Origin of the sequence: Blautia sp. RTP21359st1_E11_RTP21359_211015 (genome assembly GCF_040910705.1) — a bacterium.
GTDB lineage: Bacteria > Bacillota > Clostridia > Lachnospirales > Lachnospiraceae > Blautia_A > Blautia_A fusiformis.
Genome location: NZ_JBDGAB010000087.1, coordinates 1 through 10,413, shown reverse-complemented (window position 1 = coordinate 10,413; position 10,413 = coordinate 1). Strand labels below are relative to the sequence as shown.

The 10,413-nt window shown below is 43.6% G+C and carries 11 protein-coding genes; 9 read left to right on the top strand and 2 right to left on the bottom strand.

Annotation, left to right across the window (positions count from 1 at the left end; all coding sequences use genetic code 11):
• From AB5026_RS18090 to AB5026_RS18070, 5 genes are all read left to right on the top strand, one after another.
• On the top strand, positions 1-825 hold an 825-nt coding region (locus tag AB5026_RS18090), incomplete at its 5' end, for a substrate-binding domain-containing protein (protein ID WP_368214087.1).
• 258 nt (positions 826-1,083) lie between these two features.
• Positions 1,084-2,109, top strand: a complete 1,026-nt coding sequence (locus AB5026_RS18085) for a sulfate ABC transporter substrate-binding protein (protein ID WP_329983432.1) — start codon at positions 1,084-1,086, stop codon at positions 2,107-2,109.
• Positions 2,110-2,260: 151 nt separating this feature from the next.
• Positions 2,261-3,100 (top strand): sulfate ABC transporter permease subunit CysT, encoded by an 840-nt coding sequence (gene cysT, locus AB5026_RS18080; protein ID WP_368214086.1) that lies wholly within the window; start codon positions 2,261-2,263, stop codon positions 3,098-3,100.
• A complete protein-coding gene (cysW, locus tag AB5026_RS18075; RefSeq protein ID WP_173758798.1) occupies positions 3,100-3,936 on the top strand; it encodes a sulfate ABC transporter permease subunit CysW in 837 nt (278 codons plus the stop codon). The genes cysT and cysW overlap by 1 nt, the downstream gene beginning before the upstream one ends.
• Positions 3,926-4,984 carry an ABC transporter ATP-binding protein gene (locus AB5026_RS18070; protein WP_021651677.1) on the top strand — a complete coding sequence of 353 codons (1,059 nt, stop codon included), beginning with the start codon at positions 3,926-3,928 and terminating at the stop codon, positions 4,982-4,984. The genes cysW and AB5026_RS18070 overlap by 11 nt, the downstream gene beginning before the upstream one ends.
• Positions 4,985-5,138: 154 nt before the next feature.
• Here the strand turns inward: AB5026_RS18070 and AB5026_RS18065 are convergent, their stop codons facing one another.
• Positions 5,139-6,086, bottom strand: a complete 948-nt coding sequence (locus AB5026_RS18065) for a serine hydrolase (protein ID WP_178688340.1) — start codon at positions 6,084-6,086, stop codon at positions 5,139-5,141.
• 23 nt (positions 6,087-6,109) lie between these two features.
• The gene (locus tag AB5026_RS18060; RefSeq protein WP_368214085.1) at positions 6,110-6,946 is read right to left on the bottom strand and encodes a MurR/RpiR family transcriptional regulator; all 837 of its coding nucleotides are present in this window, start codon (positions 6,944-6,946) and stop codon (positions 6,110-6,112) included.
• A gap of 260 nt (positions 6,947-7,206) precedes the next feature.
• Between AB5026_RS18060 and AB5026_RS18055 the strand changes: the two genes are divergently transcribed.
• The 4 genes from AB5026_RS18055 to AB5026_RS18040 all read left to right on the top strand — a co-directional run.
• Complete coding sequence (locus AB5026_RS18055; RefSeq protein ID WP_161209720.1) at positions 7,207-8,553, top strand: APC family permease; 1,347 nt, start codon at positions 7,207-7,209, stop codon at positions 8,551-8,553.
• A gap of 5 nt (positions 8,554-8,558) precedes the next feature.
• Positions 8,559-9,491 carry a serine hydrolase gene (locus AB5026_RS18050; RefSeq protein WP_158526508.1) on the top strand — a complete coding sequence of 311 codons (933 nt, stop codon included), beginning with the start codon at positions 8,559-8,561 and terminating at the stop codon, positions 9,489-9,491.
• Between the two features lie 307 nt (positions 9,492-9,798).
• Positions 9,799-10,221 (top strand): IS200/IS605 family transposase, encoded by a 423-nt coding sequence (tnpA, locus tag AB5026_RS18045; RefSeq protein WP_059086115.1) that lies wholly within the window; start codon positions 9,799-9,801, stop codon positions 10,219-10,221.
• On the top strand, positions 10,221-10,413 hold a 193-nt coding region (locus AB5026_RS18040), incomplete at its 3' end, for a helix-turn-helix domain-containing protein (RefSeq protein ID WP_368214084.1). The genes tnpA and AB5026_RS18040, both read left to right, overlap by 1 nt.

Sequence of the window (10,413 nt, the reverse complement as noted above, 5' to 3'; positions counted from 1 at the left end):
TTTGCGGAGCTCCTTCGGGTGATCGAAAGTGAGATCCATGATAAAAACTGCATTCTTTCCAAAGTATGGTATATGTCTGTGTTTTCCGATGACCGGAAGTGCCGAAGGGAGAATCTGGACCGGCTGATCGACGGAATGTATGACGAGGTGGAAGGGAAAAGGGACGGACTGATCATCATCGGCAGATGTAATAAAGAGGCTTTGAAGAAGTTGAATAAGAAGTATAAGAGTGTGGTATCGGTGAACCGGAATTCTACCAATTATGAAGTGGATGAGGTCCTTTGTGATGGGAAAAAGATCGCAGCAGCGGCAGTGGAATATCTGATCTCCCTGGGTCACAAAAATATCGGATATATTGGCCAGTGTCACAGCGAGGACCGGTATAACGGGTATCTGGAAACACTGAAGAAGCATGATCTGGATGTGATACCGGAGTATGTTATCGAAACAAAGCAGACTGAGGCCGAGGGCTACGAGGCTATGGAAAAGTTCTTTCAGTCGGACGACATGCCAACCGGAATCTATTGTGCCAATGATATTTCGGCGATCGGAATGCTGAAGTGCCTGAATAAATTTCGGAACCGGTATTATATGCCTTCGATCATATCCAGCGATGATATACAGGAGGCACAGTTTACCAGACCGATGCTGACAACGGTGAGCCTGCCCAAGGGGGATATGGGAAAATTTGCATTATACCTGCTGCTGGACCGGCTGAAGGGCGGGCATTCGGGTATTGTGCGAATGGAGCTGGAAGGCAGACTGATGATACGGAACAGCTGCAGCAGTGTGGAGGACAGTATGTGGAGCGATTATTGTATCTGAGTGTTGCGGATGCGCAGATATAGTGACAGACAGGATGCAGTTGCGCTATGACCAGAGTATTTGCGTGAAAACGTTTTCATATATTCCTATTTAATTAATGGGAATAATATGGTTTAATGTATTCAATTCAAATAAAAAAAATTACAGAACCACAGTAAACGGAAAGAACAGGTATGATTTGACAGCGAAATGAAGCAGTTACATTGGTGGGAAAAAGATTTCTAAATAAAAATGTGGTTGTAAAGGAGTATACAGATCATGAAAAGAAAACGCATTGCAGGTGTCTGTATCACACTGGCAGCAGTGGTACTGGCAGGAACTTTTGCAGTATCGGGAAACAATACAAAGGATAAAAATCATGTGGAGATCATCAATGTGTCCTATGATCCGACCAGAGAATTTTATGAAGCATATAATAAGATTTTTTCAAAATATTGGAAAGAGGAAACAGGTCAGAGTGTGGATGTGATCCAGTCTCATGGCGGTTCCGGAAAGCAGGCTCTTGAGATTTCCAATGGACTTCCTGCAGATGTGGCGACACTTGCACTGGAATATGATATTGATGCGATCCGGAATGCCGGTTTGATCGACAAGGGATGGATCGATGAATATCCGGATGACAGTGCTCCTTATACTTCCACCATTGTATTTCTTGTTCGGAAGGGAAATCCGAAGAATATCCACGACTGGGATGATCTGACAAAGGATGGTGTGGGAGTGATCACTCCCAATCCGAAAACCTCCGGTGGTGCCCGCTGGAATTACATGGCAGCCTGGGCTTATGCCAATGAGAAATATAACGGCAACGAGACAGAGATGAAAGCCTTTATCAAGAAACTTTACAAAAATGTCCTGGTTCTGGATTCCGGAGCAAGAGGTGCCACAACCTCTTTCGTGGAAAACGGGCAGGGGGATGTGCTGATCGCCTGGGAAAATGAAGCGTTTCTTTCTGTAAGGGATAATCCGGATGATTACGAGATCGTAACGCCGGGCATCAGTATCCTGGCACAGCCATCCGTTGCTGTTGTAGATGAAAATGTGAAAAAGCATGATAATGCAGAAGCTGCGAAAGCATATCTGAAATATCTGTATTCCGATGAAGCTCAGGAGCTGATCGCGGAGAATTACTATAGGCCGGTTGATAAGACGATCCTGAAAAAGCATGCAGATACTTTTGACCTGAAGGTGAAGCTGACAACGATCAAAGATTTCGGCGGCTGGGATGCAGTTCAGAAAAAGCATTTCGCAGACGGCGGAGTGTTTGATGAGATCTATGAAGAGTAGAAGAGCCTGAGATTTTGTAACAGACCAGAGAGTTGTAGAAGAGTCAGAGATTTGCAACAGATTAGAGAATTGTAGAAGAGTCAGAGATTTGCAGCAGACCGGGAATTTGTAACAGACCAGAAACTTAGAATAGAAAAGAGGGGAGACAGAAATGAAGAAACAACAGAGTAAACGTGTGATACCAGGCTTTGGACTGACAATGGGAGTGACTTTGGCGATGCTGAGTATCGTAGTTCTGATCCCTCTTGCGTCTCTGGCAGTATACTCGGCGCGGCTGGGTTTTCGGGAATTTATTGAGGTGATCACACGGCCGAGGGTTTTGTCCGGATTCTATGTAAGCTTTATTACCGCATTTGCGGCCACAGTGATCAATGCTATTATGGGCCTGGTCCTTGCGTGGGTGCTGGTAAGATATGATTTTCCGGGAAAAAGGATCATGGATGGAATGATCGAGCTGCCTTTCGCACTGCCGACTGCAGTTGCAGGTATCTCACTGACATCCCTGACATCCGATAAAGGTCTGGTGGGAAGCTTTTTTGCAAATTTTGGTATTAAGATCGCATATACCAGAATCGGTATCACGGTGGCATTGATCTTTGTGGGAATCCCTTTTGTAGTCAGGGCCATTCAGCCGGTTCTGGAGAAGCTGGACGGTTCTTATGAGGAGGCGGCTCGTGTCATGGGTGCAAAGCCATTCACCGTTTTTCGCAGAGTTATTCTTCCTGAGCTTCTGCCGGCAATGATTTCCGGGGCGGGACTTGCCTTCGGACGTTGCCTGGGAGAATACGGAAGCGTTGTTTTTATCGCAGGAAACAAGCCTTATTATACAGAGATCACGCCGCTGATCATCATGTCAAAGCTTCAGGAGTTTGACTATGAAAGCGCAACAGCTATCGCACTGGTTACACTGGCAGTATCATTCCTGATCCTGTTTGGTGTGAATCTGGTGCAGGCAAGAAATACGAAACGTATCAGAGGGAGGGATGCATAATGGATGAAAAAAAGAAGCAGGCTTCCGGGCCGGTGAAATGGATCCTTATCGGGATTTCCGTGATCTTTCTTTTTGTGATGCTGGTACTGCCTCTGGTGGTTGTTGTAACCCAGGCGCTGAGCAAGGGCTGGCAGTGTTATGTGCAGGCGGTGACAGATGAGTACACGCTGAAAGCGCTGGAGCTGACCATTGAGGCGACGGCTGCGGCTGTTGTATGCAACACGATCTTTGGTCTGTGTGCGGCATGGGCAATGACCAGATTTCATTTTCGGGGAAAAAAGCTACTTACCACTTTGATCGATGTTCCGGTTACAGTATCACCGGTTATCGCAGGTCTTATCTATATCCTGGTTTTTGGAAAGCAGAGTCCTCTTTATTCTGTTCTTGAAAGTGCAGGGATACAGATCGTGTTTGCAGTTCCTGGAATTGTCCTGGCAACGATCTTTGTCACATTTCCATTTGTGTCCAGAGAGATTATACCGGTTCTGGAATCCATAGGGTCCGATGAGGAAGAGGCGGCAGCGCTGATGGGAGCAAAAGGCTGGACAATTTTTACCAAGGTGACATTTCCGCATATCAAGTGGGCATTTCTCTATGGTGTTGTGCTGTGTACAGCCAGAGCCATGGGAGAGTTTGGAGCTGTGTCCGTACTGTCCGGACATCTCCGTGGAAAAACAAATACACTTCCGCTTCATGTGGAAATTCTTTATAACGAATTCCAGTATGTTCCGGCATTTGCGGTTTCTTCGATTCTGGTGATCCTGGCGGTGATCCTTCTGATCGCAAGAAATGTTCTGGAGCATAAAGGAAAGGGGGAAAAAGGCGATGTACGTTGAGTTAAAAAATATCAATAAAACATATGGGGATTACAAGGCATCTGATAACGTAAGCTTTGGTATCGAAAAGGGGAAGCTGATTGGTCTTCTGGGGCCCAGCGGAAGCGGAAAAACTACGATTCTCCGTATGATCGCCGGTCTGGAGCAGCCAGACAGCGGGGAGATCATCATCGACGGAAGAGTGGTCAATGATGTGCCTGCCAGCGAGCGAGGCATTGGATTTGTGTTCCAGAATTATGCTCTTTTCCGGTATATGACGGTGTATGATAATATTGCATTTGGCCTGAAGGTACAGAAGGCGGACAAGAAGTATATTAAGCAGAGGGTTATGGAACTGGTAGAGCTGATCGGGCTGAAGGGCCTGGAGAAAAGATATCCGAGTCAGCTGTCCGGTGGTCAGAGACAGCGAGTTGCTTTTGCCCGGGCTCTGGCTCCGAATCCGCAGCTTCTCCTTCTGGATGAGCCTTTTGCGGCGATCGATGCAAAGATCCGTACAGAGCTTCGAAGTTGGCTGAAGGATATGATCGAGAAGCTGGGGATCACCAGTATTTTTGTTACCCATGACCAGGATGAGGCTATTGAGGTGGCGGATGAAATTATTATTACCAACCGTGGACGGATCGAGCAGAAGGGAACTCCACTGGAGGTTTATCAGAATCCGGATACTGCGTTTACGGCGGGATTTTTCGGGCAGACTTCTGTGATCGATGATTACCAGGTGTTCAATCACTTCGAGGAAGTTCCGGGAGGCGAAAAAGCCATTGTCCGTCCGGAGTTTGTAAAAGTGACTAAGAAGAACGAGGAACAGAAATATAAAAGCTCCGCAACAGAGGGCATCGTAGAACGAGTCGCATTCCGCGGCAGCAGCCTGGAACTGAAAGTCCGTGTAGGAAACACCACACTCAGCGCCAGAAGAAGCCTTGACGAAGAACCCGTCCGGGAAGGCGAAGTTGTGGATGTGTTTGTGCAGAGGATTTTTGTAACGAAGGGAAATGAGGCAGTACTGCTACATAATACAGCTATGGTTGAGGATTGGTTAGTGATATAAAAAAATGCCGCGGAGCGGCATTTTTTTATGAGCAAGTAGCGTTAGCGGATTGCGAATATCATATGATGTGGCCGCGGGAGCGGCATTTTTTTATGAGCAAGTAGCGTTAGCGGATTGCGAATATCATATGATTTGCCGAGGGAGTGGCATTTTTTTATATATGTGAAATTTTCACACCGTAATATTCTGCAAGGGAATCTACCAGATCATCACGGATTTTTTTGTGGTCATTGCCATCTAGGGACATGACACAGGATACCATCTGACGTTTTTTGTCAATGACGCAGTATTGGCCGTAATTGCCGGACAGGATCAGTGTATCTTCCATAGGTCCCATATATATGAAATATCCATAACCATAGCTCTGGTAATCCGGATGTTCCGTCAGTGGATTGTAAGAATCGATATGTTTCTGACAGGCATCAATCACGAATTTTTTTGGGACGATCTGTTTTCCGTTCAGGGAACCCTCATGCAGAAGCAGATGTCCAAAACGAGCCAATTCATCAATCGTCAGATACAGTCCGTTAGCTGCCATACAATGTCCCTGAGGGCAGAGGGTCCAGTCCGGATTCGGAATGCCAACCGGTTCAAAGAAACGATATCGCAGATAATTCAGCAGACCCGTTCCGGATTTCTCTTCCAGAAGAACAGATAAAATATAGGAACAAAAATTGCTGTACACAAAATGAGTACCGGGTGTATAGGGAAAAGAATCATTCTGAAAGAAATATCTCACCCAGTCCTTTTCTCTGTATCGCTCTGGTCCATCGCAGAAAAAGAGCGGATCTTTCTGACCGGATGACATGGTAAGAAGATCACGGATCTTTATTTTGTAAAGATTTTCGGAAGGATTTGACGGGAAATATTTTTCAAACCAGGGATAAATATATTCATCAAGAGTGATCAGTCCTTCACGTTCTGCGATACCTGCGGCCATTGCAACAAAAGGCTTGCTTATAGACCATATATTTAAACGGGTTTTGACCGGAAAAAGTCTGAATTCTTCTTTTAGAAGATCATTTTTATATATCTGTGCGTAGATGATATTGGAATGATGTTGCTTTGATTTCTCAAGAAAAATATCTAAAATTTCCTGCATGATAATCCCCCCCCCTGAAATTATTATTCGTAAAAAAGATCAAAGTCTGAATAAAGTTCTTCTAGGTCATGAAGTCGTGTACTGATGGATTTGCACCTGGTTTTGCGGATTTTTGCAACAATACTGTCAAACAGACAATAGAGGCATGAGAAGGAGTTAAATCCCATTTCATTGAGATTGATCTCTGTAATGATAGCGTGGTCTGCCAGCGCCCATGCCGGTGATGAAATGCTGTCTGTGATGGCGAGTATCTTTGCACCATGATTTTTGGCAATCTGTGCATATTTCAGAGACCATTTGGTATAGCGGGCAAAAGAGATCAGAAGAACAACTGTATCCTCGGATGCTTCTGTGAGATATTCGAAATTGGAATCGTAAAATTCGTGAACCACCTTGGTATTTCCAAGAAGCTGATTCAACAGAGCTCCCATCCAGAGAGCGGCACTGTAGGAAGAGCGTGCACCAACAATGAGGCGTTTTTTGGCATTGCTCAGATGGGTAACAATCTGATCCATATCTTCCTGATTCAGATGAGATGCCCAGCTTTCCATGGAATGGAGTTCATTGGCAATGATGTTTTGATAAAAATTTCCGCTATCCAGCAGTGAATCGTCTTTTATAACCGTAGGAACGGAAAGAATATCATTCTGTACAGTACGCTGCATTTCAGAAAAACTTTCAAATCCCAGGGAATAGGCAAGGCGTATGATAGTGGTTTCGCTTACGGAAATTTCCTTGCTGAGTTTCGCAAGGGTGGAATAACTGAATGAATCAAGGTGTTGTAATATATATTCGGCGACTTTCTTCTGACCGGCAGAAAGGAAAGATACTTTTTCACGGATCAACTGTTCTATTTTCATGAAAACCTCCTGTACTGTACGATTAGTATAATAAATTATAACAGGTGTAAAGTTTGATTACAATATAATGGAGTAAAAAATTCTTCTTAATATAAAAAGAGATGTAAATAATGCACAAATTAAAGTGTGTATTTTTAATAATATTGTCAATAGAAATCTTGAAACCTAGATGTTAATATAGCATTAAATAATTCATATGACGTCAGAAAAAGAATTAATTACACTATTAATGTTAAAGTCAATAAAAAAGGGGGGCTTTTATGTCGTCAACAGTAAAGGAAATAAAAGAAAAAACCGGTTACCTGAAACGAAGTGATCTTTATACAATCGGTGTAGGACAGGCGATTGGATCGGGTGTTCTGACACTGATCGGACCGGCAATTCTTTTGACTGGTCAGTCAGCATGGCTGGCATATGTAGCTGCATGTATCTGGGGATTTATGATGATTGCACCAATTCCATGGATCACATCTACACTGAAACTTGGAGGAGGATTTTATTCTCTGGTAGGAGATATGGCCGGCAAACGAGTTGCCGGTATGTATGCAGTAGGATTTTTGCCACAGACGATCAATCTGGCGACTTATGGTGTGGCAATTGGTATGTATGCAAATTCCCTGTGGCCGCAGGTTAATGCGAAATGGTTTGGAATTGCAGCCCTGAGTGTGTTCTTTGCCATCAATCTGTGTGGTGTGGATGTAATGGCGAAGGTACAGAAAATTCTGGTTATCCTGCTGTTTGTTGCACTTGGTCTGTTTATTATTCTGGGATGCCTCCAGCTGAAAAATCCGGTGTTTGAGTTTACAGCACCAGACTTTTTCTCCAATGGTCCATCAGGATTCTTTTCCGCAATCATGCTGTATGTATATTCAACAAACGGATATTCCTGCATTATGAATTATGGTAAACAGGCAAAAGAAGCGCATAAAGATATTCCAAAGGCACTTCTGTACTGTATTCCGACACTGATGGTTGTATATGGCGGTGTTGCAATTGTAGCAAGTGGTGTGCTTCCTCTGGATCAGGTAGCCGGACAGCCGCTTACCCTGGTTGCAAAAAATATTTTAAATCCGGCACTTTTCACAGTATTTATGATTGGTGGTCCGGTACTTGCACTGTCTTCATCCATTAATTCAACAATTTCCAATAACTGTATTCCGGTTGCACAGTCCTGTAAAGATGGATGGCTTCCGAAATCATGGGCAGCTCAGAACAGAAGAGGGGCTTACTGGAAACTGATGACATTTACTTATCTTATGGGAATATTACCTGTGTTACTGGACTTTTCTATCAGTGATGTTGTAAATAATATTATGCTTCTGGCATCAGCATTGGCATTTCTGCAGATTTATGCTTATTTCCAGCTTCCGAAAAAACATGCAGAAGCATGGGAAAAATCACCAATGCATATTTCTAACGGAAAATATTATTTCCTCTGCTGTTTGAGCCTGTTTGCATATATCTGCATTTTTATCAATTCTTGCAGAAGCCTGAAACTTCCGGTAGTAATCATCAGTCTGATAGCCATTGTAGTATGCATGGCTTACGGATGGTTTAGAAGTGTAAGTCCTGATGTAAAGATGGAAACAAGTGTGTGGGAGGATTAATGTTTATGAATAAAGACCAGAACCTGATCAATGAATTTGCTATCAAAACTTTAAAAGAAAATCTCAATGTTATGTATGCGCAGATATGGCGTGAAGGACAGTTAACGGCAGAATATAAAAGAATGCCGGTCAAGACACGCCTTAACACCTGGTCTGCCTGCAAGGGTGTTGTGTCCTGTGCGGCAGGAATCGCACTTGATGAAGGGCTGATTCGACTTGATGAGAAGATTGTGGATATTTTTCCAGAGTATGCACCGGAGAATCCGGAAGGATATCTGGGGGATGTAACGCTGGAAAATATGCTGACAATGACTACAGGTTTGGAAAGCTCTCTGTTTTTCTGTGACTGGCCGGAGCGTTACACAACTCCGGACTGGATCCGATATTTCTTCGAGAATGCGAAAGTGATAAAAAAACCGGGAACAGAATGGCTGTACAGCAATTTTAATACTTATATGATCAGCTGCGCGATTGAAAAACGTGCGGGAGTTAATCTTCTGGAATATTTGAGAAATCGCTTTTTTGAGCCGCTGGGAATTGGAAATCCAGACTGGACTTTGTGTCCGAAAGGGCATGTGCATGCGGCTAATGGACTTTATGTGAATATTGATGAGTTTACCCGGTATGGACAGATGATTCTTCACAAGGGAAATTATAATGGAAAACAGCTGGTGCCAGAGTCGTACATGAAGATGGCAACGTCCAATCTGGTGGATAATTCAGTGGCAGGAAGTCCGGGAAATCTTTATTCCGGTTTTGGATATGGATATCAGTTTGTCATGAATCCGGAAGCCGGTTCCTATCGATCCGATGGAAATTATGGTCAGTTCTGTCTGGCGTTTCCTGACAAGGATGCAGTAGTAACTGTAATGTCTCTGGAGGGGGATTTCCAGAAAATAGGAAATCATCTATGGACGACAGTGATTCCGGAATTATAAGAATTCTGTCTGGCAAATCAGACAGTGTAAGAGGGCTTAAATCTTTCTGGCTTGACATTGGTCAGAAACCGTTTTATACTCCTGTCTTTGACAGTTGCTAAACAAAAAAATCGCTGTACCTTTTGATTTTACTGGGGTTCGGCGATTTTTTTGTGTCGTTTTGGAATATAGTATTTTATCCAATGCGTCGTAAAACCCCCTGCTTCAACTATGGGGATATAAGACGCGTCCATCGAATTTATGCAAGTAATGGAATATGGACAAAATAGTAATTGTATTAACTAATGAACTATAGTATAATACAAATATGAACACAACATATAAATCAAACAACAATGTCGTCTATTCCTGTAAATACCATGTAGTATGGTGTCCAAAGTATAGACGAAAAGTATTAATTAATGGTGTGGACGTCCGGCTGAAGGAGCTGCTCACAGAGTATGCTGCAAATCTTTCTGTAGACATCCTGGAAATGGAGATCATGCCAGACCATGTTCATATGCTTTTGGAAGTAGATCCTCAGTTTGGCATCCACAAAGCTGTAAAGTCATTTAAAGGCTATACGTCCAGAATTTTAAGACAGGAATTTCCCTATCTTAAAACGAAAATGCCGACTCTCTGGACAAACAGCTATTTTGTATCGACGGTGGGCGGTGCTCCGCTGGAAACAGTAAAACAGTATATTGAAAACCAGAAAACATCGCAGAGACAAAAGGATAAGATGGGATAATGCAAAAAGGAATTAAATTTAGGATCTACCCGAACAGAGAACAGAAAAACTTCATCCATCAGACCCTGGGATGCTGCCGGTTCATCTACAACCGGGGACTTGCCATGCGTAAGGAAGGCTATGAAAATGGGGAAAAGATCGGCTATTCCCAGACTTCCGCCATGCTGACTGAACTGAAAAAGCAAGAGGAGT

Bases quoted from the DNA above. Each gene is read 5' to 3' on its own strand.
- cysW (WP_173758798.1), top strand. From the start codon at position 3,100: ATGGATGAAAAAAAGAAGCAGGCTTCCGGGCCGGTGAAATGGATCCTT.
- AB5026_RS18060 (WP_368214085.1), bottom strand. From the start codon at position 6,946: ATGAAAATAGAACAGTTGATCCGTGAAAAAGTATCTTTCCTTTCTGCC.
- AB5026_RS18085 (WP_329983432.1), top strand. From the start codon at position 1,084: ATGAAAAGAAAACGCATTGCAGGTGTCTGTATCACACTGGCAGCAGTG.
- AB5026_RS18065 (WP_178688340.1), bottom strand. From the start codon at position 6,086: ATGCAGGAAATTTTAGATATTTTTCTTGAGAAATCAAAGCAACATCAT.
- tnpA (WP_059086115.1), top strand. From the start codon at position 9,799: ATGAACACAACATATAAATCAAACAACAATGTCGTCTATTCCTGTAAA.
- AB5026_RS18070 (WP_021651677.1), top strand. From the start codon at position 3,926: ATGTACGTTGAGTTAAAAAATATCAATAAAACATATGGGGATTACAAG.
- AB5026_RS18050 (WP_158526508.1), top strand. From the start codon at position 8,559: ATGAATAAAGACCAGAACCTGATCAATGAATTTGCTATCAAAACTTTA.
- AB5026_RS18055 (WP_161209720.1), top strand. From the start codon at position 7,207: ATGTCGTCAACAGTAAAGGAAATAAAAGAAAAAACCGGTTACCTGAAA.
- cysT (WP_368214086.1), top strand. From the start codon at position 2,261: ATGAAGAAACAACAGAGTAAACGTGTGATACCAGGCTTTGGACTGACA.